The sequence below is a fragment of the Ruegeria sp. H9 genome (assembly GCF_056532915.1).
Window position 1 is genome coordinate 70603 of the sequence record NZ_JBQFNX010000007.1, and the last position, 22112, is coordinate 92714.

General features: G+C 56.7%; 22 protein-coding genes and 1 tRNA gene. 9 read left to right on the forward strand and 14 right to left on the reverse strand.

All coding sequences use genetic code 11. From position 1 onward, the window contains the following. Positions 1 to 34: 34 nt before the first annotated feature. A complete protein-coding gene (locus ACR0CZ_RS19835; protein WP_170396015.1) occupies positions 35 to 787 on the forward strand; it encodes a sulfotransferase-like domain-containing protein in 753 nt (250 codons plus the stop codon). Here the strand turns inward: ACR0CZ_RS19835 and ACR0CZ_RS19840 are convergent. Further along, positions 772 to 2295, reverse strand: coding sequence for a trimethylamine methyltransferase family protein (locus ACR0CZ_RS19840; RefSeq protein ID WP_170396017.1), 1524 nt, complete (start codon positions 2293 to 2295; stop codon positions 772 to 774). The two genes, ACR0CZ_RS19835 and ACR0CZ_RS19840, sit on opposite strands and share 16 nt — an antisense overlap. A 112-nt stretch (positions 2296 to 2407) precedes the next feature. Here ACR0CZ_RS19840 and ACR0CZ_RS19845 point away from each other — a divergent pair, with 112 nt between their 5' ends. Continuing rightward, a complete protein-coding gene (locus tag ACR0CZ_RS19845; RefSeq protein WP_170396112.1) occupies positions 2408 to 3361 on the forward strand; it encodes a LysR family transcriptional regulator in 954 nt (317 codons plus the stop codon). 228 nt (positions 3362 to 3589) lie between these two features. On the opposite strand, the gene ACR0CZ_RS19850 is transcribed toward ACR0CZ_RS19845, so the two are convergent. Continuing rightward, on the reverse strand, positions 3590 to 4474 hold the full coding sequence (locus tag ACR0CZ_RS19850) for a hypothetical protein (protein WP_170396022.1): 885 nt from the start codon (positions 4472 to 4474) through the stop codon (positions 3590 to 3592). Positions 4475 to 4921: 447 nt separating this feature from the next. Beyond that, positions 4922 to 5866, reverse strand: coding sequence for an alpha/beta hydrolase (locus tag ACR0CZ_RS19855; RefSeq protein ID WP_170396024.1), 945 nt, complete (start codon positions 5864 to 5866; stop codon positions 4922 to 4924). 29 nt (positions 5867 to 5895) lie between these two features. Between ACR0CZ_RS19855 and ACR0CZ_RS19860 the strand changes: the two genes are divergently transcribed. After that, positions 5896 to 6576 (forward strand): TetR/AcrR family transcriptional regulator, encoded by a 681-nt coding sequence (locus ACR0CZ_RS19860; RefSeq protein WP_170396026.1) that lies wholly within the window; start codon positions 5896 to 5898, stop codon positions 6574 to 6576. A 536-nt stretch (positions 6577 to 7112) separates the two neighbouring features. On the opposite strand, the gene ACR0CZ_RS19865 is transcribed toward ACR0CZ_RS19860, so the two are convergent. Next, a tRNA-Val gene (locus tag ACR0CZ_RS19865) sits at positions 7113 to 7188 on the reverse strand. 408 nt (positions 7189 to 7596) lie between these two features. On the opposite strand from ACR0CZ_RS19865, the gene modA reads away from it, so the two are divergent. Genes modA through modC form a run of 3 tightly spaced genes read left to right on the forward strand, consistent with a single transcriptional unit; the run spans position 7597 to position 10146 of the window. Further along, positions 7597 to 8361 (forward strand): molybdate ABC transporter substrate-binding protein, encoded by a 765-nt coding sequence (gene modA / locus ACR0CZ_RS19870; RefSeq protein ID WP_170396028.1) that lies wholly within the window; start codon positions 7597 to 7599, stop codon positions 8359 to 8361. A 4-nt stretch (positions 8362 to 8365) separates the two neighbouring features. Continuing rightward, positions 8366 to 9058, forward strand: a complete 693-nt coding sequence (gene modB, locus ACR0CZ_RS19875; protein ID WP_170396030.1) for a molybdate ABC transporter permease subunit — start codon at positions 8366 to 8368, stop codon at positions 9056 to 9058. Beyond that, positions 9055 to 10146 carry a molybdenum ABC transporter ATP-binding protein gene (modC, locus tag ACR0CZ_RS19880; RefSeq protein ID WP_170396032.1) on the forward strand — a complete coding sequence of 364 codons (1092 nt, stop codon included), beginning with the start codon at positions 9055 to 9057 and terminating at the stop codon, positions 10144 to 10146. The genes modB and modC overlap by 4 nt, the downstream gene beginning before the upstream one ends. Before the next feature lie 3 nt (positions 10147 to 10149). Here the strand turns inward: modC and ACR0CZ_RS19885 are convergent, their stop codons facing one another. Then, complete coding sequence (locus ACR0CZ_RS19885) at positions 10150 to 11073, reverse strand: Hint domain-containing protein (RefSeq protein ID WP_170396034.1); 924 nt, start codon at positions 11071 to 11073, stop codon at positions 10150 to 10152. Next, the gene (locus tag ACR0CZ_RS19890) at positions 11070 to 11582 is read right to left on the reverse strand and encodes a toxin-activating lysine-acyltransferase (RefSeq protein WP_170396036.1); all 513 of its coding nucleotides are present in this window, start codon (positions 11580 to 11582) and stop codon (positions 11070 to 11072) included. The genes ACR0CZ_RS19885 and ACR0CZ_RS19890 overlap by 4 nt, the downstream gene beginning before the upstream one ends. Positions 11583 to 11770: 188 nt before the next feature. Here ACR0CZ_RS19890 and ACR0CZ_RS19895 point away from each other — a divergent pair, with 188 nt between their 5' ends. Beyond that, positions 11771 to 12187, forward strand: a complete 417-nt coding sequence (locus ACR0CZ_RS19895) for a hypothetical protein (RefSeq protein WP_170396038.1) — start codon at positions 11771 to 11773, stop codon at positions 12185 to 12187. A gap of 3 nt (positions 12188 to 12190) precedes the next feature. On the opposite strand, the gene hemF is transcribed toward ACR0CZ_RS19895, so the two are convergent. From hemF to clpS, 4 genes are read right to left on the reverse strand one after another with little or no spacing between them, the layout of a single operon-like run. Beyond that, on the reverse strand, positions 12191 to 13075 hold the full coding sequence (gene hemF / locus ACR0CZ_RS19900) for an oxygen-dependent coproporphyrinogen oxidase (RefSeq protein ID WP_170396040.1): 885 nt from the start codon (positions 13073 to 13075) through the stop codon (positions 12191 to 12193). Positions 13076 to 13080: 5 nt separating this feature from the next. Further along, entirely contained in the window at positions 13081 to 13881 is an 801-nt protein-coding gene (locus ACR0CZ_RS19905) for an SDR family oxidoreductase (protein WP_170396042.1), read from the reverse strand. A gap of 37 nt (positions 13882 to 13918) precedes the next feature. Next, the gene (locus tag ACR0CZ_RS19910; RefSeq protein WP_170396044.1) at positions 13919 to 14881 is read right to left on the reverse strand and encodes a class I SAM-dependent methyltransferase; all 963 of its coding nucleotides are present in this window, start codon (positions 14879 to 14881) and stop codon (positions 13919 to 13921) included. Between the two features lie 9 nt (positions 14882 to 14890). Then, positions 14891 to 15232: an ATP-dependent Clp protease adapter ClpS gene (gene clpS, locus ACR0CZ_RS19915; protein WP_170396046.1), complete on the reverse strand. Its 342-nt coding sequence runs from the start codon at positions 15230 to 15232 to the stop codon at positions 14891 to 14893. A 94-nt stretch (positions 15233 to 15326) separates the two neighbouring features. On the opposite strand from clpS, the gene ACR0CZ_RS19920 reads away from it, so the two are divergent. After that, positions 15327 to 16028 carry an HAD family hydrolase gene (locus ACR0CZ_RS19920; protein ID WP_170396048.1) on the forward strand — a complete coding sequence of 234 codons (702 nt, stop codon included), beginning with the start codon at positions 15327 to 15329 and terminating at the stop codon, positions 16026 to 16028. Positions 16029 to 16309: 281 nt separating this feature from the next. After that, complete coding sequence (locus ACR0CZ_RS19925; protein WP_170396050.1) at positions 16310 to 17680, forward strand: D-alanyl-D-alanine carboxypeptidase family protein; 1371 nt, start codon at positions 16310 to 16312, stop codon at positions 17678 to 17680. Between the two features lie 66 nt (positions 17681 to 17746). Here the strand turns inward: ACR0CZ_RS19925 and ACR0CZ_RS19930 are convergent, their stop codons facing one another. The 4 genes from ACR0CZ_RS19930 to ACR0CZ_RS19945 all read right to left on the reverse strand — a co-directional run bounded on the left by ACR0CZ_RS19930 (position 17747) and on the right by ACR0CZ_RS19945 (position 21640). Then, positions 17747 to 18994 carry a hypothetical protein gene (locus tag ACR0CZ_RS19930; protein WP_170396052.1) on the reverse strand — a complete coding sequence of 416 codons (1248 nt, stop codon included), beginning with the start codon at positions 18992 to 18994 and terminating at the stop codon, positions 17747 to 17749. A 130-nt stretch (positions 18995 to 19124) separates the two neighbouring features. Further along, entirely contained in the window at positions 19125 to 19886 is a 762-nt protein-coding gene (locus ACR0CZ_RS19935) for a 5-oxoprolinase subunit PxpA (protein ID WP_170396054.1), read from the reverse strand. 12 nt (positions 19887 to 19898) lie between these two features. Further along, positions 19899 to 20894 carry a 5-oxoprolinase subunit C family protein gene (locus tag ACR0CZ_RS19940; protein ID WP_170396056.1) on the reverse strand — a complete coding sequence of 332 codons (996 nt, stop codon included), beginning with the start codon at positions 20892 to 20894 and terminating at the stop codon, positions 19899 to 19901. Next, complete coding sequence (locus tag ACR0CZ_RS19945; RefSeq protein ID WP_170396058.1) at positions 20891 to 21640, reverse strand: 5-oxoprolinase subunit B family protein; 750 nt, start codon at positions 21638 to 21640, stop codon at positions 20891 to 20893. Before ACR0CZ_RS19945 ends, ACR0CZ_RS19940 begins: the two co-directional genes overlap by 4 nt. Positions 21641 to 22112: the final 472 nt, after the last annotated feature.

Genomic DNA, 22112 nt, shown 5'->3' on the forward strand with positions numbered 1-22112 from the left:
GACGCAAGCTTTTCAGCACCACTAGGCTAACCACGTGACTATACATGCTTTGTGGTGCCACCCACGCTCGGTTTCGACGGCGTTTGAACGGATCATGCGCGAGCGTGGTGATCTGTCGGTCCTGCACGAACCGTTCATGTACCACCACTACCTTACGACCAAGGATCGGCTTTTCCCGGGTTTCACTCCGGAACCGGGACATCCGGTGACCTACGATGAAATCCGCGCCATGATCCGCAAGACCGCGCAGGGTGGTCTGGTTTTCTTCAAGGACATGGCGTACTACGTCGCCGACAGACTGCCCCGCGATGCAGGGTTTGCGGGCGAAATGACCCACGCCTTTTTGGTGCGCAATCCCATCGAAGCCGCGCTTTCCTACGCAAAGCGCGATCCTGAGTTTACGCAGTTGGAGTTGGGACATGAGGCGCAATGCAGGCTTTACAGCGCGTTGACCGAGCTGGGCCATAGCCCGTTGGTGATTACTGCAGATCAGTTGCGCAATGATCCGCAGACCACGTTGCGCCGCTACTGGGCACATGTGGGGCTTACGTTTCTGGATCATGCGTTCACGTGGAACGATGCTGTGCCGGATGGATGGGGTTCGGTTCAAAGTTGGCATACCGAAGTGCTGCAAAGCGGGGCGATCAAGGCGCCTGAAGCGGTCGACTTCCAAGCAGAGCTTCACCAGCTCGGAGAACCCTATACCGACATAGCTGCGCATCACGTACCGTTCTACGAGCGGATGTGTGAGATTGCTGAAAGCCAGGCCCATCAGAAGTATTCCTGATCTGGTTTTTCGGCTTTGCGGGCGGCGATGTAGTCCTTGAGAGCTGCATCAACGTCTCGGTCGAGGCCGGGGTCCTCATACCCTGCTAGTCGTTCCTTCCAAATGACGTTGGCCCGCACGGCCGCATCCTGTTCACCTGCCGCGTGCCATTGCTCGAACGAGTTATCGTCGGGTGTCCACGGGCGAAAGAGCGCAGTCATGAAGTTGGCTTGCGTATGTTCAGACCCAAGGAAATGTTGCCCCGGCCCTGTTGTGGCAATAGCCTCCATCGCCTGAGCATTTTCGCTCATATCGATCCCGTCAAAAAAGCGACCGATCTTGCCGCACAGATCATGATCAATCACGGTTTTTTCGAATGAGGTCACCAACCCCCCTTCGAGCCAGCCGGTCGCATGGTTGATCAAGTTGGCACCGGCAAACATCGACATCATCAGACCCCACGCGGCCTCTTGCTGGCTTTGTGCATCGGACAGTTTGGACGAACTTAGTGTGCCAACAGTGTGCAGGGGCACCCCGAGCCTGCGCGCAAGTTGCCCCGCGGCGAGAACCATCAACCCGGCCTCAGGTGTGCCAAAAGTTGGCGCGCCGGATTTCATCGACATGGTCGAGGCGAAGCTGCCCATCAGACAAGGCGTGCCGGGGTTCACCAGTTGGGTTAACGTCATTGTCGCCATGGATTCGGCCAGCACTTGCGCAAGCGTGCCGGCCACGGTCGCGGGTGACATCGCCCCAGTCAGCACCCAGGGCGTGCAGGCGACGGGCTGGCCCGCGCGGGCATAGGTTTTCAGCGCGCCAGACATATGGCTGTCCATCACCAAAGGCGCATTGGTGTTAGACACGCAGTATAACGCGGGCTTCTCTGAGATGTCGCCAAAAACAATGCGCGCCATGTCAATTGCATGACCTGCCCGTTCAGCGCCGATAAAGGCCCCCATAAACGCGCGGTCAGAGTGGCGGATATGAGCGTAGAGCATATCCAGATGGCGCTTGTTGGCGGGCAGATCAACAGGTTCACAAACCACACCGCCCGAATGATGCAGCCATGGCAGCGTGTGGTGTAGCTTTACCAGATTGTTGAAGTCTTCATGGCTCGCATAACGCCGGCCGCGATCCAGATCATGCACAAAAGGCGGACCCCAGGACGGGCACAAAACCGTCGCATCGCCGCCAAGCTGGACAGTGTTTTTGGGGTTGCGGGCATGCTGTATGAACTGGCTTGGCGCGGTTGCCATGATGGTCCGGCGGCAAAAGCCGGGCGCGAACCGTACCCGTGTGCCGTCTACATCGCACCCTGCATCCGCAAAAATCAGGAGGATCTCAGGATCGTCTTGAAATTCCATACCCGTCTCAGAAAGGATGGTGTCGGCATTTGCCTCAATCTGCTCAAGCCCGGCATCGCTGAGGACACCGAAGGTTGAAAGCTTGCGCAAAATGAATGGCGCACGCGCGTCGTTCGGTGAGCGTTGCTTTGCCGTTTTTTTGCGGCGAGATGTGCGTATGCGAGACATGTGATAACGATGCCGCAGCGATTGACCAAACCCAAGAAAATCCAAATAGTATTAGAGATTCTTATACTAAGGATGAGCCGTGCTTGATCGCTATAAAATGTCACCCAGTCTTATGCGCTCGCTTGAGGTGTTCCTTGCGGTAGCAGAAACAGGTCAAATGCGGGCTGGAGCGAGCCTGCTGAGTCTGTCACAACCCGCCGCATCTCAGCACATTTCCGCGTTGGAAAAGGCGTTCGGCACGACGCTACTGGACCGCAGCACGCGACCCGCAAAACTGACATACGCTGGTGCACGACTGCACGGCAAAGCGCAAAAGATACTTGATGCTTTGTCGGATATGGAAACCGAGTTGCGCCATGTCGGTGGCCAGTCCCTGACGCTGCTAAGGGTGGGCATTCAAGCCTCCGTTGCAACAACCCTTACACCGCCATTGATCGATCTTGCGCAAAAGATGTTCAACGTCGAAGATATCACATTGCACGCCGGGCAAAGCGGTAACCATGAGCATCTCTTGCGCACCAAGCAGGCGGACCTGGCAATTACATCAAACCCTTTTTTGGACATGGACGGGCTAGAACGGCATCACATTTTGACCGAAAAATACCTCTTGGTTCTTCCTGAAGCATACAACGGGCCAACTGAAAGCCTGGAAGCAATCCAGACAAGGCTGCCTCTTGTACGTTTCGGGGATACGACCAATGCAGGACGCCAGATTGCCCAGCACCTGCGACGACTGCGCTTCGAGCCTGACAAAGTCATACAGGCAGATCGCTCCAGCATGGTGACTTCCTGCGTTTCGACAGGACAGGGTTTTAGCCTTTTGACCCCGACGCTGTTGATCGATGGTCTCGTTGAAAACATGGCTTTGCGATTGCAAGAATTGCCTGTTTCGGGTTTGTCGCGCACGTTGACGGTCGTTGCGAGGAAAGAGGAGTTGCAAGGCTTGCCAGCGGCCGTAGCGGAGTTGTGCAAACAAAGGCTAGCAGAGCGAATAACTCTCCACATGGGTAATATCGGAGTTAACAGTGTGGAGCTCGAGCGGTCTAGTAGCTCAGTCTATAGTTGAATGGCGGTTGGCTAAATCGCCTGACTTCAAGGCAAAATAACAGAAGCAGACATTCCGTCCGCAAAGTTGGAGATGGGGTTGTCCGAATTGCGGTCGTTTTCGGCGACTTGCTTGTACGTCCACTTTGCGGACATTGCTGCCATTCGCTGTTTTGGACCCAGCAGGAGCGAAGGCCCAAACCGGACCAAGATGCGCGTGAACGGCGTAAGCCGACCTACACAGGGCTCATTAGGGGCCGCCTGATGTTTCTGCGTATTCGTTAAGCACGTCCCAGACAATTTCTTGCATCCATGCCGCCTGCACCTTGTCCGGCCCGCCCTGCGTCAGCATCGTTGGCGGCAAGCCACGCGGATCGCCGTCGTAGATCACCGCGAAATGTGCCAGTGCGATGAGATAGTTACCCATCTTGTTGGGGTGAATGCTATCTGAAAAAAGGTCGTGAATATCATTGAGCCCCGGGGCTGTGCCTGATGCAATTTCGTCATAAGCGCGAGCCATAATCAGAGGGCCAGGGATCATGTCCATTTCAGGCATCCCATCGGGCCGGTTTGCGTTGACGTGATCAAGAATGCTTTGCCACCGCACCATCTCCAGCGGCAGTCGTTCGCGAAATGTCAAATGACCTTCAGGGTCGTTGTGGCGATTTTCAGAACCCGAACCGCTTTCGATATCGACCCAGCTTGCATAGAGCACAGACCGAGCGCCATCACCATTCGCGCCATGCTCCCACGCATGGCTCGCCCAATGCAAAGCCCAGTGTTTGCTGTCATGATGGTCCATTGTGTTTGTCAGTGCGACACGTTCGGTGATTGCTAGAACGTCGTAACGGGCCATCACCTCAGGCTGACGGATATCCGGGTTACTCGCATTTTCCCATCGCCACTCCATCGGACTGCCCGGAATTGTAGCCTTGTCCAGTTTGCCGCCACGCATACTGGTTACACGTACCATGATCTCAAGCGGACCGATGACGCCATCGGTGAGGCTATGACCTGATTGTACGACGCGTAGCGCCGGTAGCCGCTCAGAGGCCGCAGCGCCAATCCCGAACGCCATACTTGCAAAGCTTGCCAGCACTAGTGCCTTGACCCGGTTGCTTCGATGTAAATTCATGTCAATCCTGAAAGGTTATTCCTAGGAGTGTACAAAATATATGGCTGTGTGCACAAACGCGTTAGGCTCTGAGCGCATCACAAGTGAGAGTCTTGAGGGTTTTCGGATCAAAATCATGCGGCCTGACTGCGTGAGTGCGCGGGCTCAAATTGGCCATTTCTGACAACTTTCGAAATGTGTAAAGTTGGCCTAGTTTTTGCTGTCCCTGCTTAGGTGCATCTAGCTAACCAAAGTTGGCTTGAAGAGTATAGCAGCTGCCAAAACACTGCGACTAGCCGACGTAGGCTCATTTCGCTGCGAAAGACCGCTTTTCTGCCTTTAACAGCCAATGCTGCGTCTTAGCCTGATGTCTGCTTTGAGCCCTAAGCGGCCATTGCAGAACCTCGATCTAACTTCCGCTTGTCGGCAAGGAGGCAGAGACCACTGTATGACCTCTGCCTCATCACTTCATCTATTGAAGAACTCTGCTACAGCGTCCGTCGACGCCTTTACTGCCTCGGGCTTGTAGTAGAAGTCCACATGAGAGAACTCATCAAACGCCAATTCCTCATGTTCATTCGTCAGCTTCTCAACGAACTGCGTTGAGCAAGGGGCTGTGAAGGCCGTGCTGCTGTAAATTGCCAGGGATGGCTGCACGATCTTGTCGGCGTAAGCTTCTCCAATGGAAATCAGAGACTGCATACCTTGATCGCCGATATGCATATTGGTGTATGTCGGAACCGCAACCGGGCCTTTGACTCCATCGCGTCCGTAGTAGTCATAGGATTCTCCGGCCATCGGGTTGACACCCGATCCAACAAATTCTTCTCGGGTTTGCTCATCATTTAGCCCAAATGGTTCGACATAATCCGGCTCGCCGGTTTCATACATCTTCTGCATCGAGGCGTTCGAGGCTGCGATCTGCTGGTTGACCATATCGCGGTCGGTCCATTGAAAACCATCAGCCGCCATCATGCCCGACACCATGGCGATCTTCTTGATGCGATGATCGGTCACGGCGGCGGATGCGATGATCGAGCCGCCTTGGCAAACACCCAGACCGTAAATCTCGTCAACGAACGGCAGAGTGCCGAGGTAAGACACGGCGTCCCAGGTGTTTTCGATCAGCCGGAACATGTAGCGGGATTGCTTGTACTCTCCGGGCAGCGCAGGGGACAAGCCCATGCCGAGGTAATCGAAACCGAGGTAGATGAAACCCCGCGCTGCCATTTCAGGCCCGTAAGTAGCCGGGATCTGATCTTTGACCTGAGGGAACGGGCTGGCCCCCACGATGGCCTTGTAGGTCTTGGTCTCATCAAAGCCTTCGGGCAGGTAGAGATCGCCCGCCAAATCCACGCCAAAGGATTTGAAGGTAACTTCGTTTTTGCCCGCGGTGAGATTTTGGGTCGTCATGGTCTTGGTCCTTTCGGGGTCAGATAGCTTTGCGCCTTGCTAAAGTAAATTGTTTTGTTTACTTATGGTGGGGAGGTAGCGCTTGTAAACACATCTTTTTACTTTTTGAGGTAGAAATCTTGAAACGCACTGAAAAAAAACGAAAAGATATTATCGATGCGGCCATCGATGAGTTCAAAGAGCAGGGGTTTCTGGGGGCAAAGACCACTTCAATCGCCAAAAAAGCCAACGTATCGAGTCGCACGCTCTACAATCACTTCGAGAGCAAGGAGGCCCTTTTCGAGGCGATCTCGCAGATCATGCTGGAGCAGAACCGGAGCATGGAGCCAGTGCCCTATGATCCGGATCGAGACTTCGTTGAGCAACTGAAGAACGCCTTGTGGCGCTACATTGGGGTGATCACCGATGAGACCGCCATCGGATTGAACCGGATGGTCATCTCAGAATTGATCCGTGACCTTGACCGTTCCCGGCAATTCTTCACTGAAACAGCAACACATGATTATCCAATAACGAGGCTGATCAGCGAAGCCATGGATGCAGGCGTGATCCGAAAGGCTGATCCGGTTCTTGCGACCAACCAGCTTCTGGCGCTTGTAAAAAACTTCTTCTTCTGGCCAGAGTTCTTCCTTGGTGAGAACCCAACGCCGAAAGACGTACTGGACGATTGTGTCGCGATGTTTCTAAAGCACTACAAAGCGGACGTTTAAACGGCCATCACGAAGAGCAGGAAAGTCCGCAGGACTGACGTTCGGCATAAGCTAAGGGAATGTCGGCTTCGCCTTTTTCCTTGAATACTCGATATCGGTGCGGGTTGAGCAAATTCGCAACCAGCCTTGTGCAAAGAAAACAGGTTCTAGCCCGCACGGGCGAGGCTTACGCCCCGCCCTTTGCTAGGGTGTCCCGCTTCCAAAGAGGTTGCAGGTTGCTGTAACCGCAAAGTTCGATGAGGTACTCCACTGACCGAGCAGCCGAAAGCCCATAGATCGGTCGGTGTGATCAATCCAGTATAGCCTAATCTCATTCCCAAAGGTCTCTCCCGAGGAAATCATTTTGATTTTCCATTGGACCGATCCAAAGAAGCTGTTTCCTCCAAGGCAGTTAAGTGCGTAACCTTTACCTCTAAGGAACAATCCTCTGGGTAGTCCAACACGGTTTTGAAGTTTCGATTCCCGTGCATTCATCCTCAAATAGTCTCCAAGTTCTCGTTACAAGACCCTGAGTAAACCATTGAAAATGAAGGGAATGGTGGGTGATGAGAGACTCGAACTCCCGACATCTTCGGTGTAAACGAAGCGCTCTACCAACTGAGCTAATCACCCGTGAGGGCTCATGTAGCTAAGCCCGTGCGTGGGTGCAAGAGGGTATGGCACAATTTCTTTTGCAAAATTGCGCAAGGTTTCAGATCAGCGTTTAGGCAACTGGGCGCGGTTACCAATCGAGCAAACTCATGTGTCATATCGTGGTTGAATAGCGAAATGCGGATATCGCTGTTCAGGCGAGGCGGATCAGACACGTTGTTTAGCGATTGAGCGCTCTACCTCGGGAGTTTCCGGTTTTAGAGAAGCGCGACAGCATATTGATCTTGGGTTGGGCGATTCTCGTTTTCCACCGAATTCTGAGTTCAATATGGGCCGTAGCTTTGGTTGTAAGGCCAAAGGGCCTTGCCTGCCATGTGTTGCCTCCGATATGCCCAGAGGGATTGCAACCCTCTGATCCGGAGGCAAAGAATGACGGGCGCTTGTCGCAGTCTGATCGCAGCTTTGGCCTTCTGCGCGATACTCGCTGCCCCGGTTCGGGCCGAGGGCGTGCTGGTTTTTGCCGCCGCCAGCCTCAAGACCGCACTGGACGTGATTGCCAGAAGTTATGAGGCTGAGACCGGGCAAGAGGTGACGGTGTCGTACGCGGCCTCCTCGGTGCTGGCGCGGCAGATACAAGCGGGGGCGCCCGCCGATCTGTTCATTTCGGCCAACGAGGATTGGATGGACGTGCTGCAGGATGAGGGCCTGATCGATACCGCTTCACGTATTGAGTTGCTGGGTAACGGGCTGGTTTTGATTGGTGCGCCGGGGGCTGACACGGCCGAGATTGAGGCGGGGTTTGACCTGAGCACCCGTCTAGGCAGTGGGTATCTGGCCATGGCTTTGGTCGATGCGGTGCCTGCGGGCATCTATGGCAAGGCCGCGTTACAGGGTCTGGGACTCTGGGGCGATGTTCAGGACCGGATTGCCCAGACGGACAATGTTCGTGCCGCGCTGGCGCTGGTTGCGACTGGGGCGGCGCCTTTGGGGATCGTCTATCGCTCGGACGCTGTGGCTGATGAGCGGGTCGGGGTCATCGGTGTCATCCCGGCAGATATCCACCCGAAAATTGTGTATCCAGCAGCCCTGACTTCTACTGCAGAACCTACGGCGCACGCGCTTTTGACCTATTTGCAAGGCAATTCCGCACGGGCCGAATTTGTGAGGCAGGGGTTCTCCCTGCCCGAAGGGTAGTACGATGGGATGGTTGGGCCCGGCAGAGATGGAGGCATTGCGCCTGTCGCTGCGCGTATCGTTCTGGGCAACGCTGATCACGTTGCCCTTTGGGATTTTCATTGCCTATGCGCTTGCGCGCTGGCGGTTTCCGGGGCGCCAGTTGCTGAATGGTCTGGTTCACCTGCCTCTGATCCTGCCGCCGGTGGTAACCGGCTATCTGCTGCTGCTGACCTTTGGGATTCAGGGGCCGTTGGGCGCGCCTTTGGCCGAGCTTGGGATCGTTTTTGCTTTCCGATGGACCGGCGCTGCGCTGGCTGCCGCGATCATGGCTTTTCCGCTGATGGTGCGCGCGATCCGGTTGTCGATCGAGGCGGTAGACCCAAAACTGGAACAGGCAGGCGCCACTTTGGGGGCGTCGCGTCTGCTGGTCTTTGGAACGGTGACGCTGCCAATGATCCTGCCTGGGGTCATTGCGGGCGCGATCCTGGCGTTTGCCAAGGCGATGGGAGAGTTCGGGGCCACGATCACCTTTGTTTCGAACATACCCGGTCAGACGCAGACGTTGCCCTCGGCAGTCTATGCGTTCTTGCAGGTTCCAGGGGGTGAGGCGGCGGCGACTCGGTTGGTGATCATCTCGATCATCGTCGCCATGGGCGCGCTTTTGCTGTCGGAATATGTGGGTCGTCGTGTGGCCAAACGCGTGGCCGGATCATGAGCCTGTCCGTCCGCCTGCAACACCAGCTTCCCGGGATGAAGCTGGACCTCGATTTCGACGCACCTTCCGGTGTAACGGTTCTGTTTGGGCGTTCTGGTTCGGGAAAGACGACGGTGGTGAATGCAGTCGCGGGGCTACTGAGACCCGAGGCCGGGCGGGTCGCGGTTGGCGATTGGGTGTTGTTCGACACGGATCGCGGTGCGTGGCTGCCGCCACATAGACGGCGCTTGGGCTATATCTTTCAGGAAGGCCGTCTGTTCCCGCATCTGACCGTACGCCAGAACCTGAATTATGGTCGCTGGTTTGCACCGCGCGGGGCACGACGCGAAAACCCGGATCGGGTGATCGAGATGTTGGGTGTTGGCCATCTGCTGGACCGCCGCCCAGCGATGCTATCGGGGGGTGAGAAACAGCGCGTCGCCATTGGCCGCGCCCTGCTGGCCAGCCCGCGCCTGATCCTTGCGGATGAGCCTCTGGCCGCGCTCGACGACGCGCGCAAGGCCGAAATCCTGCCCTATTTCGAACGGTTGCGGGACGAGGTATCAGTCCCGATCCTCTATGTGACCCATTCGGCGGCCGAGGTTGCCCGGCTTGCAACGTCCGTGGTCGCGCTGCAGGACGGACGTGTCGTGCGGCATGGTCCCGCGTCCGATGTTCTGTCGGACCCATCCGTGGCCCCTGCAGGCGTGCGCGCGGTGGGGGCCGTTCTGCGGGTCCGTGTTACGGCGCATCACGACGATGGCCTGTCCGAACTTGATGCCGGCGGCGCACGTCTTTACCTGCCTCGGATTGCCCATCAAATCGGCGAAGAGCTGCGTATTCGTATTCCGGCGCAAGAGGTGATCCTGTCCAATAGACCACCCGAGGGTCTTTCAGCCTTGAATGTGTTGTCGGGGCAGGTCGAAGCGATCCGGGCAGGTGAGGGGCCCGGTGCAATCGTGTCGGTCAAAACAACTGCGGGTGTTGTGCTGGCGCGCGTGACCCGACGCTCGGTCGCGGCGCTGGGTTTGCAGCAGGGCAGTACATGCTATGCGGTGATCAAGACCGTCGCGCTGGCTCCGCAGGATGTCGGGGGGCGGGTTGTCTAGGACCTAGGCAAGCGCACGCGCCTCATGTTCGCGCAGGATCAGCCGCGCAGCAAGGCCGAAGCCGATATGTTCGTCCGAGGCGCGCTCGGGGAATATTGCGGCGAGTTCCTGCAGCGCGTCAGAAGACAGCGTGTGGAGGGTTTCTTCACCCAGAAACAGGCTTTCGGCCTGAGCCCCTTCGGCAAACAAAATCTCGTGCCTGTCCAGCAGAATATGCAGGTATTCGACCGGCTCATCACCGGTATCAATATCTATTCCCGGCCACGAGCACAGATGTTTGGCGGCGACCAACACTTCGGGCGCGCCAAACAGAATCTCGACCTTTGGGCCGCGGATCAGGAGGCGATGCTGTTGAGACACCAGTAAGTCGCAGGATGGAACACCAGGTCCCAGACTACCTGCGGTCACTCGCACCGGGCGCATCGCAGGATTTGCGCGCAACCGCTCGGGCGACATGGTGCTGCTTTCGATCCAGCGGATCGGCTGTATTCCGTGATCGGCAGTCAACACGTCGTCATCCACGCGCAGGGTCTCAATGGCGCGCTGGCCTTCCGCCGTTTCAATCAGAGTACCTGCGGTAAAGCATACGCCTTCGATCGTGATATCAATGATCTGGGTCTGGGTTCCACTGAAGGTGAAGAAACCATTGGCGAAGTTAGCGGTGACCGTCACCTCGAACGAGTCCAATTGGATCACTCCGTCATCAAGGCTATCGAAGAAGGCCGGGTCGACGGTATAGGTCCATGTACCGTTCGCATCTATTGAGGCGGTGCCGAAATCCGGTTGATCGGAGATTGCCCAGGTGGCCCCGGTGAAGGTTCCGAAATCCGATGTTGCGGTGACATCGAGGTCACCCGAAGCAACATTAGGAGGAAAGCCGGTCACGTCGCCCGTGATATCGCCCGATATGGTTACAACCGAAGTCATCCGTTTTCCTGCTCGAGCGTTCTGGCAAATTCGGCATCGCGGTAAAGGCGCATATGCACCTGTTGCTGGTCATCGCGTGTCCATTCGACGATACGTTTTGTGGATAGGTCGCTGCTGAGGCGATTGGTGCGCACGCGTGGGTGCGGGATGTCCCGTTTCAGCATGTCGACGATCTGACGAGTTTGGCCGAAGGGTGCCACCATATCGATGATCCAGAAGGATGAGCCACTGGCGAAATCGACATCTCTCAGCGGCTCTTCCTCCACCGCATAGCGATATTCGGCTTCCGGGCTGAGACCGGCAAATGTCACGAATCCGCGCGGAAAGCCGTTTTGGCGGAAGATGTGATACTGGCCCAATCTCAGCGGCGTTTCGAACGCATAGAGAACCTGTGCCAAACTGCGGTTACGATGCGTTTTGGTCAGGGCAGCCAGATAAAATAACGCACCGAAGTCGGCGTATTTTTCACCGGAAAGATCGAACCAGTCTTTGGGAAATGACTTTTCCACGGGCCACTCTGGAAACTGCTGATGCAGAGATCATAGCGCACCACATATTCAAAGAAAGAATTTTCACTCAAGTTGATGTGTTACGGGTTGAGTTAGACCTGAGGCCCGGTTTGACTATATTGATTCGTATAGGCTGGTTGGTCCCACGTCGTCTCAGCCGTGATCGCGTTTTTCATAGGGTGTTTTATATGCGTTTTCTTACATGCCTCTCTTTGACAGCCATCATACTGGCCCCCACCATTGCGCAGTCTCAGGGCGTTGGTTTTGGCTATAAACTAAGACCGCAGTTCAGAACCCAGATCACGCCGCTAAAGGATGGAACCTACGAAGTGAAGCCTGTCGGCGGGTCCTCGGCCGCGGTCACCTATTGGTGTGGAATTGGGGATTATGCAGTTCGCACATTGGGAGTTTCAAACTCGCAGCGGATTTATGTTTCCAAAGCTTACGAGAAAGGTGTTCGCACAGTGCAGTTTTCGCTAACTCCACCGCCCGGCGCGGATACCAATCCGGGATATTCTTTGACCGTCAACAGGGTGGGTGAGAACCTTTCCGCCGCTTCGGCGCAAAACTACTGCTTTGATAATTCCATCGATATGGGGTTTTAGCGGTCAGACCCATTTGGCCAAGGGCGGCAGACTCATCAGAACAGCATCGGGGTCGTGCCCGGTTTCCAGACCAAACTTGGTGCCCCGGTCATAGACCAGATTGTATTCGGCATAGAGCCCACGATGCACCAGCTGGGTGTTTTTGTCCGCGTCGTCAAAGCTTTGCACCCGGCGTTTTTCGACCAGAGGCAGAAAGGCGGGCAGGAAGGCGCGACCGATGTCCTGAGTCAGCGCAAAATCCGCCTGCCAGTCGCCGGTGCAATAGTCATCCATGAAGATCCCGCCGACACCCCGAGCGCGCTTTCGGTGGGGGATATAAAAATACTCGTCAGCCCAATCTTTGAGGCGCGGGTAGTGGCCGGGTCCGTGCGGGTCGAGATGCGCTTTTTGGGTGGCGTGGAAATGGGCGGTGTCGTCGTCATATTCGATGCAGGGATTCAGGTCGGAGCCGCCGCCGAACCACCAGGCATGTGGGGTCCAGAACATCCGGGTGTTCATATGGACCGCAGGCACATGCGGGTTCTGCATATGGGCCACAAGGCTGATGCCCGAAGCCCAGAACCGGGGGTCGTCCTTCATCCCCGGAATACCCTTGCGCGCAGCCATCGCGTTTTGCGCGCGCTCACCCAGCGTACCAAAGACGGTTGAGACATTAACGCCCACCTTCTCGAACACGCGGCCCCCGCGCATCACCGACATCAGCCCGCCGCCCGCGTCGGAGCCATCGTCAGACTGCCGTTTAGTTTCTTTGACTTCGAACCTTCCCGGCTGAGAATCCGAGAAGGGGCCTGAGGTGTGGCTGTCTTCCAACGCTTCGAAGGCGGTTACAATGTCATCTCGCAACTGGCGGAACCAGGCAGCGGCGGTGGCTTTTTCGTTATCGAACATTGGGATCAGTGGGCCGGGGCTGCGACAGGGTCCAGCAGGGTGCGGCCTCCGTCAATGGTTAGAATTTGGCCTGTCATGAAGCCCGCAGCGTCCGACGCGAGAAATTGCGCGGTTTCGACCAGTTCGTTCGGAGCGGCAATCCGGGAAAGCGGAGTATGTTTTTCGATGTCGTCCCGGAAATCTCGGTTTTCTTTCAGCGTTGACTGCAATGAAGCGCTCATGACTGATCCCAGTGCGATGGAGTTTACGCGAATGCGGCTGGGCGCAAGTGCAACCGCCAACGAACGGGTCAACTGATCCAGCGCAGCGGTCGAAACGGAATAGGCCATCAGATCGGGATGGGTGCGGCGTGCGGCAATCGAGGACAGGTTGATGATTGACCCGGCAGGGTTCTCATCGTCTCCATCAGCCTGTTTGATAAATCGCTTAGCCACTAGTTGGCTCAGTCGCAGCGCGGGCATCAGGTTCTGGTTCAGCAATGTGCGCACGGAATCGTCATCGGTGTCCAGCGGGTCCGACGGGATCACCTGCCGTGCACCATTGATCAGGATATCAACCTGATCAAACGCATCCAGCGTGGCCGAAAGCAGATTGGCGATGGTCAGCTTTTCACGCAGGTCACCGGCGAAATAACGGATGTTGCTGTCATCCGCCTGTTCGCCCAGCTCATCGGACAGGCGCTTTTCATCCATATCGGCGAACATGACATTGGCGCCTGCATCGGCAAAGTGCCGTCCGATGGCCAGTCCGATGCCGTTGGCACCCCCGGTAACGATTGCGGTTTTGCCCGCGATGGAAAAGGACATGCGAATCCTCCTGAGTTCTGGCGAAGGTTAGCGGGCCTCAGCCCCGAGGGCGAGAGGCATGGAACACCTTGAAGCGGTTGTCTCCTGCCACTTCGTCAACACTGGCGAAAGCCTCGGCCAGCGTGGCCTCGTAAGGCAGGTGGCGATTTGCAACCATCCAGAGTTGACCGTTGCGGGTGAGGTTGCGTGCAGCACTGGTGATAAAGCCCTGGCCCAATGTCGGGTCGGCGCTGCGCGAAGTGTGAAAGGGCGGATTCATGATCACCATGTCCAGCGGCTCGGGCGCGCTCCATTTGGTGGCGTCGGCCCAGTGGAACTGCGCACGGGGGTCGGTGACGTTGGCGCGGGCACAAGTAAGGGCGGTGTGGTCGGCCTCAACCAGATGCAGGCTGCGCAAGGTGTCGTCGATCAGCCTTGCGGACAGAAAGCCCCAACCTGCACCCAGATCAGCGATGCGCGTGCCGCGCTTGGTTGGCAGAGACTTCAGCAGCAGGGCCGAGGCAGGATCGATACCATCGGCGGAAAACACACCGGGCGCGGTATGGAAGCCGTCAACCATTTGGTTTTCAGGCGCAGCCCAGTCGGCAAAGGCGTCCGCAACAGACTGAAACCAGAAAATCTTGCCATGTGCCTTCGAGATTGGACCCTCGATCGCGACCCGCTTGCGGATGTCTTTCAGCAAACTGTCGACGCCATCGGTTTTGGCCCCGTCCACCACGATGACCCCGCTGGCGCGGCTGCAGGCCTGATGGATCAGCGCCCGGGCCAGCGCCTTGGCGCGCGGTAGAAACACGACCGCATCCTGGCAAGGCGCATCACTATTGGGCGTTGCGACAAAGCCCTGCGTGGCAAAGTGATCGTGGAATGGTTTGAACGGTTGCACCATCTGCGCCTCGCGCGGAAGGTCCGACAAATCGTGGTCCAGGGTGGGCGCCAAGACAGTCAGCGGTTGCGACAGGCTGAGCCCGCTGTTCAGGGCTAGATCAAGGCGAGAGGACATGGCCGTGCGTTATTCTTCGCGTTCCATGGTGCATTGCAGCGGGTGCTGATGCCTGCGCGCGAAATCCATGACTTGCCCGACCTTGGTCTCGGCAATCTCATGGCTGAACACGCCAACCACGGCGACACCTTTCTTGTGTACGGTCAGCATGATTTCAAACGCTTGCGCATGGGTCATGCCGAAGAACCGTTCCAGCACATGCACCACGAACTCCATCGGTGTGTAATCGTCATTCAGCAACAACACCTTATACAGCGGCGGCCGCTTGGTCTTGGGGCGCGTTTGCACCAGGACCGACGTGTCGTCGTCTTCGTCGTCCTTTTCAGACATGATCCACTGGTGTTTGCGCATTGCTGTAAGAGAATCTCGATTCACACTACGAATTGTTTCCCGGCTTATATAACGTCACGGTGGCCAGAGAAAAGAGCAACCGGACGGAAATGCGATGCGGGACAAGCTGACAACAATCGGGTTCGATGCAGACGATACCCTTTGGCATAACGAGCGTTTCTTCCAGCTGACTCAGGCATATTTTGCCGAATTGCTCGCCGATCACGCCGATCACGATCACCTGATGGAACGTCTACTTGCCGCCGAAAAGCGCAACATCCAGCACTATGGGTATGGCATCAAGGGCTTTACACTATCGATGATCGAGACAGCGATTGAGGTGACGGAAGATCGCGTACCGGCGCGCGTCATCCGCCAACTTGTTGAAGCGGGGCAGGAGATGCTGGCACATCCCATCGAACTGCTCCCCCATGCGCGCGAGGCCATCGAGGCGGTGGCCAAGACGCATAAGGTTCTGCTGATCACCAAGGGCGACCTGATCGACCAGGAGCGCAAGCTGGCGCAATCCGGATTGGGTGAGCTGTTCGATGGCGTCGAGATCGTGAGCGAAAAAACGGCGGCGACCTATGCGATGATTTTTGACCAGTACGGTGATGGACCCGACGCTTCGATGATGATCGGAAACTCGATGCGTTCTGACGTGGTGGCCCCAATCGAAGCCGGGTGCTGGGGCGTGCATGTCCCGCACGGGTTGGTATGGGAGGTCGAGCAGGCCGAGGTCCCAACTTCCAACCCACGGTTCCGCGAGTTGAAGGATTTGGGTGATCTTTCAGCTTTGATTGATCAGATTTCCTGACCTGTTGCCGTTTGACATCAGTCACAAAAAATTCGATGACACGGCTTGCCTGAAATTCGGCACAATCGCCGGTATGGTGTTCGGGCGCGCATTAAGCACCATATGTAGCGTGAATCTGATTGTGTATATGATCCACTCAAACGCAGCTTTCAGTTTCTTTAAACCCGTCCCTGTGTTAGCCTGAAGAATATCAAAATAAAAATTGCTGACCGGGAAAACCCGGCGGCGCGAGGCAGACAGAGGCAAAGATCGTGCAGATTCGGCGGACAGTTCCGGCCCGAATGGGCTTATTACTTATAGCATTTCTGTGGCTGCTTTCATTTGCACCACTTCAGGGCATGGCGGCCCCTTACGCGGCCATGGTGATCGACGCACGCACCGGAGAAGTGCTGCATTCCCGCAATGCCGACACGCGGTTGCATCCGGCATCTCTGACCAAGATGATGACGCTGTATATTGCGTTTGAGGCCGTGCGGAATGGTGAGATCACGTTGGACACTCAGGTGCGCATCACCAAGGCTGCAGCGGCTGAGCCGCCCTCGAAGCTGGGTTTGCGCACTGGGCAGCGAATCGCGTTTCGCTATCTGATCCGGGCGGCGGCGGTGAAATCCGCCAATGACGCGGCAACCGCGATCGGCATCGCCCTCAGCGGGTCCGAGGCGGCGTTTGCTCGTCGCATGACCCGCACCGCCAAAGCGATGGGGATGAGCCGGACCACCTTCAAGAATGCCCATGGTTTGACCGAGTCGGGGCATTTGTCGACCGCGCGGGATATGACCACGCTGGGCCGTCATCTGCTGTATGATTACCCGCAGTACTACAATCTGTTCTCGCGCCAATCGACGAATGCAGGGATCAAGACTGTACCGAACACCAACCGCCGCCTTTTGGCAGCCTATCGGGGCGCCGATGGGATCAAGACCGGCTATACCCGCGCTGCAGGGTTTAATCTGGTTGCTTCGGCCAAGCGCAAGGATGAACGTATCATCGCGACCGTCTTCGGTGGCAAATCAGGTGCATCGCGCAACGCCCGGGTGGCCGAGCTTTTGGATATGGGTTTCCGCCGTGCCCCCTCGCGTGCGCCAATCCGTAAGCCCGCCCGCCCGGCCTATGCAGGGAATGCAGGTCTGGGTAGCGCACAAGTGGTCGCCCAAGCGGGCCCGCCGAAAAAGAGCCTGCGCCCGGTGTTGCGCCCGGTGGCGAGCGAAACGGTTCAGGTCGCGGGGTCGGTCGCCGCAACGGCTGAAAAAGACAACACCCGGATTCAGGACGGTATCGCTGCTGCGATTGCAGCAGCAGACATAGCACCGTCGGATGGCGCCAAGCCTTCCGAAAACGTGGTGCTGGCCTCGGTCGAACCGGCCAAACAGCCCGAGCCTGAACCCGAAGTTGTGACCCGCTTGTCCACATCCGGCGGTCACCTTTGGGGCGTCAATGTTGGCCGCTACACCACACGGTATGAGGCCGAGAAGGTTCTGTTGAAAACTGCGCTGTCGGAAATGACCACTTTGGAAGGCACTTTGCGCAAGGTGAACCAAAGCTCGCGTGGGTTTGACGCGACATTTCAGGGCATGACCCGCGAACAGGCTGATCTGGCCTGCCGTCGGTTACAGGCGCGCAATGTCACGTGTTTCATGATCGGGCCGTCATAAGACCCGGCATTCTCTCCTGGATGGGCCTGGGCTGCGATGATCTCGCAGCCCATTTTTTATGGCAAATCAATCGAAGACGTGGCCGTGCTTATACTGTTCATCTTGCCCGGCCGCCGCAGTTAAGGCTGCAACGTTATCCTTGGTGAAGAAGCCGTCGTAGTGATGGCAGCGTTCGATGTATTCGGTGATCAGCAGCGTGTGTTTCGAGTGCTTTGAGAAGATCTGTTTCAGGTTCGGATCATCTTTGCATTCCCCGACCACATGGGCCAGGAACGGAACGCCCTTGTCTTTAAGAGTGTTGACCACGAAATCGACATTTTTCTCACCCGCGCCATGGTCGCCGTCCTGGATTTCAACCGCCATGTGGTGCAAGCGTCGTCCGAAATTACGCACGAAATCCTCGGTTGGCATCGGCAATTGCTCGAAAGAGTTCACGAACGACGGCGTGTTGTTAGCAGTAAAGACCTTGGCAGGGGATTTCTTGTCGTCATCCACATTGGCATTGCGATTCACATTGGTCGACGAGTTCATGTCGAAGATGTTGTACGCCCCCCAGAAGTAATAAGGCACCATGGTCAGAAACTCGAGGATCGCGTCCTCACGTTCCCCGGCCAGAATGCGTGTCGCCAGATGGTCGATCCCCAGCATCAGTGGTGAGATATTGCTTTCGGTCCCAAAAGCGGCGGCCTGATCCAGCTTGACCTGTTCCGCATCACTCAACAGCACACGGTCACCCAGTCCCAGACTGTCTGTATCGTTGAAATCCAACGTGGAATAGCCGACGCGATTGCACGTGAAATCCGATGGCGTCGTAAAGCGGTATCCTTCCAGCGTGTAGAACGGATTTTCGGTGTCCCCAGAATATTCGAACCGAATATTCTGATCCTCCAGCGTTCCAGTCAGCGCCTTCAGGTCGGTGGCACCGTAAATCTCACCTACATATCGCGTCTGCGGCTTACCGCGCGCCAGCGGGTACATACGATTGATACGCGGGATGAAATCCTCGAATGTCGGGCTGAGCGGAGCCATCAGGATCAGCGCCGGATAATCGGCATGTGAATGCATCACCGAGAACTTGTGTGTCTGTCCCAAATAGCTGGCGGTGTGGCGATAGGGGGTCATCACATAAAGCTCGACCAGCGTGTCAAACAGCGCATCTGTCTCGACCTGAATGACAATGGCCCGCATCGCACCGATCTGATCCGCAATGCCCGAGCTGATGCGGCGCTCGTAAATCCTGGGAAGATATTCGGTGAAGAAGTCCGAGTTCTTCTTGTCGCCCCTTGGCTGGTAGGACATCAGATCAAAAGACATAGGCTAACCTCCTTGCGGCGCGTTGCTTGGATTTGTGGTAGTCAGATCATGCACTTGCCATGCATGCTAGGCGCTAAGGCCTGCATGGGCAACAGTTTGGAGATGGGGTGCCAAAGTTACGTTGTTGTAACTAACGGATGAATTTTGTGACCTCGACTCCGCCCGCGATCAGGTTCTCGCGCACCGAGTGCGCGATCTGAACTGCCGTCGGGCCATCACCATGCAGGCAGATCGTATCGATTGAGGTCTCAAGGCGTTTGCCGGATTCGGTGATGATGGCGCCTTCCTTCACCATTTCCAGAATACGTGGTCCGGCCAGTGCAGGGTCGTGGATCACGGCTCCCGGCAGTGACCGATCCACCAAAGTGCCATCGTCGTTATAGGCACGGTCGGCAAAAATCTCGCCCACCCATTTGCAGCCCAGCTCGCGCACCGCTTCTTCTTGTTTGGTGACCGCCAGCACCATGATGATGATGTCCGGGTCCACGTCCAATGCACCCTGATAACAGGCCCGCGCCATATCGATATCGACCGAACACATGTTGGCCAGCGCCCCGTGCAATTTCAGGTGCCGTACTTCAGTGCCCACCGCCTTGGCCATGCCGATTGCCGATCCCAGTTGATAGCGTACCAGATTGCGCAAACTGTCATGGGGCACTTTCATGTTTCGACGCCCAAATCCCTGCAGATCAGGAAAACCGGGATGCGCACCGATGCCCACACCGTTCTGGGCTGCCAGAGCCATGGTCTTGGCCATCACATCAGGGTCACCCGCATGAAAGCCACAGGCAATATTGGCCGAGGTGATGATCTTCAGAAGGCTTTCATCATCACCCATCTTCCACGGGCCAAAGCTTTCGCCCATATCGGCATTCAGATCGACGCTCGGCATCGCAATAACTCCTTATTCGGTGGCAGAGATCATTCCGCTGATCAGTTGGTAGGACAGGAGGTCCGGGATGTCATGCGGATCGCGGACCAATGGTTCAACACGGGCGGGCAGGCGGGCAAGGTCGGCCTTAAATGCGGCTTGCAGCGTGATGGCTTGTTCCAGTGTTACGAATTCGAAGCGCACCTCGCCTCCCGCCGGGGTCTGTGCAGCGCGGGGCAGATCACAGGGCAGAACGGTTGCGATGCGCGGGTAACCTCCGGTGGTCTGGCACTCGGGCAGTAGGATGAAGGGCGCACCGGTGCCGGTCATCTGTATATCGCCGGGGGTTATGACTTCGGACAGTATGTTCAACTGACCCTTGGCCGCGAAGCCGTCACCTTCACTATCCAGCTGCATGCCCATCCGGTTGGCTCGGGCGCCGCGGCGGAATGTCGTTTGCGTAAACCGTGCCAGCGTCTCGTCATCGAACAGTGCAGTTTGAAAGCTGGCCACAACCCGCAACGTCCCACCTGAAAACCGATCCTCCGAACGCAGCTTCAGGCCGGTCTTGCCGGTTTCCGTCGAAGGCAGGTGATCACCCGCTTGAACGGCGCGCCCGATCCTTGCGGTCAGATGGGCCGCGCGTGAGCCGAGCGTCATGTCGGTCCCGATCCCGCCACCCAGATTCAGATACCCGTAACTGCCCTGCAGCACCGACCCGACTACCAGCCGCTGCCCAGCCTCCATCTGATGCGAGGCATTCCACAAGACGGGGCTGCCATCGATACTGGCCTGCATCGGTGCGCCGGTCAGCGCGATGGCGGTTGGTGCGGTTGCCTCAAACTCACCACCCATCCCCGCCATTTCGAGGGCGGCGCTCGTTGGGGTGTTACCAAGCAACGCGGCCCCTTCATAAAGCGCCGCTATATCTGCGGCACCCGAACACGACAGGCCTTGATCCAGATACCCGGTGCGCCCTTGATCCTGAACCGTGCAAGCTGGGCCGATGCGGTGGACGATCAGCGTCATGTCGCGATCTCCTCGCAACTCGCACCACCAGAGCCATCAGTGCAGGTTGTACGGATATCCTCAAGCTCTTCGCGCGTGACTGAGATGAACTGCATCTCATCACCGGGGTTGAGGGCAAAACTTCGCCCCATGTCCGGACGAAAGCAACGAAACGCGGTTTGTCCAACATGACGCCATCCGGTTGGGGTTGGCCCCGAGAACAGGACAAATTGAGAAATTGCCAAAACCAACGCCCCTTCAGGCACCATCGGCGTCAGCTCTTTCAGGCGTGGAATGTTGAATTCGGGTCCGAGTGGCCCGAGATAAGGTTGGCCCGGCGCAAATCCGATGGTTAAAACCCGCACACGCGATTGGCTGAGACGATCAATGGCGTCCGCTGGTGACAACCCTGCTGCCAATGCCGCATCTTCTAGCTGTGGCGCAAGATCGGAACCGTAGACCGTCGGCACTTTCCAGAATCGTCGCCCCGCAGGCAAAGGTGCAGCGTACCAATCGCGACTGACCAGCATAGCCCGCAGCAACTTTTCGATGTCATGATGCGACAGGCTTAATGGATCAAACCTTATAAATGCAGATGCCAGCGAGGCCGAAGTCTCAAGCACGCCGTCAATCTGCTGCGCCTCGACTGCGCCCCGAAACGCCAGGGCGGCGCGGTTCGACGGCTCGGACATGGTTTGCGCAAAGGTCACCAACAGACCGTCAAACCCAACGGTTCGCAGCAAGGGAAACTTAATGTCATTCGTCATATCAAGGTCACAGGCGTATCGGGTTTGCTTTGAAAAGACCTGAGCCTATCCATAGACAATGCGCAAGGCCCTGTAAGGCCAACTTGCATTGCGCCTGGCGGCGCCGATATCGGGTGCGATTCCGGGATTGGAAATGAATCGCTGATTGCCGTCGAGTCGGTATGGTCTTGTGGGTGACTGTAGTGTTCTCACTATATGTTGGGTTTGAACCAACAAGCACTGAAACCTAGGCGGTATATCTGGTGTGCTTGAAGGATGATTTTCGCCGATTTCTATGAGGTGAGTGCCGCTTAACTATTTGAAACTATTGCTTAAAAAATGAATTTGAAGTTTTTTGCGATATTCTTGAATTTTCCACTTGCGCGTTGAATGCGTAAGGCATAGAACGCCCTTCACCGGCGCTGCTGAGGTGCTGGGACGCGGTGGGAGCTGCGGAGACGCTCGGGAGAGACTGGGGGCATCTGAGGTTTTT

What these genes read in the sequence shown, in the direction of transcription:
- ACR0CZ_RS19930 (WP_170396052.1), bottom strand. Translation starts at nt 18,994, where the DNA reads ATGTCTTTTGATCTGATGTCCTACCAGCCAAGGGGCGACAAGAAGAAC.
- ACR0CZ_RS19940 (WP_170396056.1), bottom strand. Translation starts at nt 20,894, where the DNA reads ATGACGCTGATCGTCCACCGCATCGGCCCAGCTTGCACGGTTCAGGAT.
- ACR0CZ_RS19840 (WP_170396017.1), bottom strand. Translation starts at nt 2,295, where the DNA reads ATGTCTCGCATACGCACATCTCGCCGCAAAAAAACGGCAAAGCAACGC.
- ACR0CZ_RS19855 (WP_170396024.1), bottom strand. Translation starts at nt 5,866, where the DNA reads ATGACGACCCAAAATCTCACCGCGGGCAAAAACGAAGTTACCTTCAAA.
- ACR0CZ_RS19920 (WP_170396048.1), top strand. Translation starts at nt 15,327, where the DNA reads ATGCGGGACAAGCTGACAACAATCGGGTTCGATGCAGACGATACCCTT.
- modA (WP_170396028.1), top strand. Translation starts at nt 7,597, where the DNA reads ATGACGGGCGCTTGTCGCAGTCTGATCGCAGCTTTGGCCTTCTGCGCG.
- hemF (WP_170396040.1), bottom strand. Translation starts at nt 13,075, where the DNA reads ATGTTCGATAACGAAAAAGCCACCGCCGCTGCCTGGTTCCGCCAGTTG.
- clpS (WP_170396046.1), bottom strand. Translation starts at nt 15,232, where the DNA reads ATGCGCAAACACCAGTGGATCATGTCTGAAAAGGACGACGAAGACGAC.
- modC (WP_170396032.1), top strand. Translation starts at nt 9,055, where the DNA reads ATGAGCCTGTCCGTCCGCCTGCAACACCAGCTTCCCGGGATGAAGCTG.
- ACR0CZ_RS19925 (WP_170396050.1), top strand. Translation starts at nt 16,310, where the DNA reads ATGGGCTTATTACTTATAGCATTTCTGTGGCTGCTTTCATTTGCACCA.
- ACR0CZ_RS19845 (WP_170396112.1), top strand. Translation starts at nt 2,408, where the DNA reads ATGCGCTCGCTTGAGGTGTTCCTTGCGGTAGCAGAAACAGGTCAAATG.
- ACR0CZ_RS19910 (WP_170396044.1), bottom strand. Translation starts at nt 14,881, where the DNA reads ATGTCCTCTCGCCTTGATCTAGCCCTGAACAGCGGGCTCAGCCTGTCG.
- ACR0CZ_RS19945 (WP_170396058.1), bottom strand. Translation starts at nt 21,640, where the DNA reads ATGACGAATGACATTAAGTTTCCCTTGCTGCGAACCGTTGGGTTTGAC.
- ACR0CZ_RS19895 (WP_170396038.1), top strand. Translation starts at nt 11,771, where the DNA reads ATGCGTTTTCTTACATGCCTCTCTTTGACAGCCATCATACTGGCCCCC.
- modB (WP_170396030.1), top strand. Translation starts at nt 8,366, where the DNA reads ATGGGATGGTTGGGCCCGGCAGAGATGGAGGCATTGCGCCTGTCGCTG.
- ACR0CZ_RS19850 (WP_170396022.1), bottom strand. Translation starts at nt 4,474, where the DNA reads ATGAATTTACATCGAAGCAACCGGGTCAAGGCACTAGTGCTGGCAAGC.
- ACR0CZ_RS19935 (WP_170396054.1), bottom strand. Translation starts at nt 19,886, where the DNA reads ATGCCGAGCGTCGATCTGAATGCCGATATGGGCGAAAGCTTTGGCCCG.
- ACR0CZ_RS19885 (WP_170396034.1), bottom strand. Translation starts at nt 11,073, where the DNA reads ATGACTTCGGTTGTAACCATATCGGGCGATATCACGGGCGACGTGACC.
- ACR0CZ_RS19905 (WP_170396042.1), bottom strand. Translation starts at nt 13,881, where the DNA reads ATGTCCTTTTCCATCGCGGGCAAAACCGCAATCGTTACCGGGGGTGCC.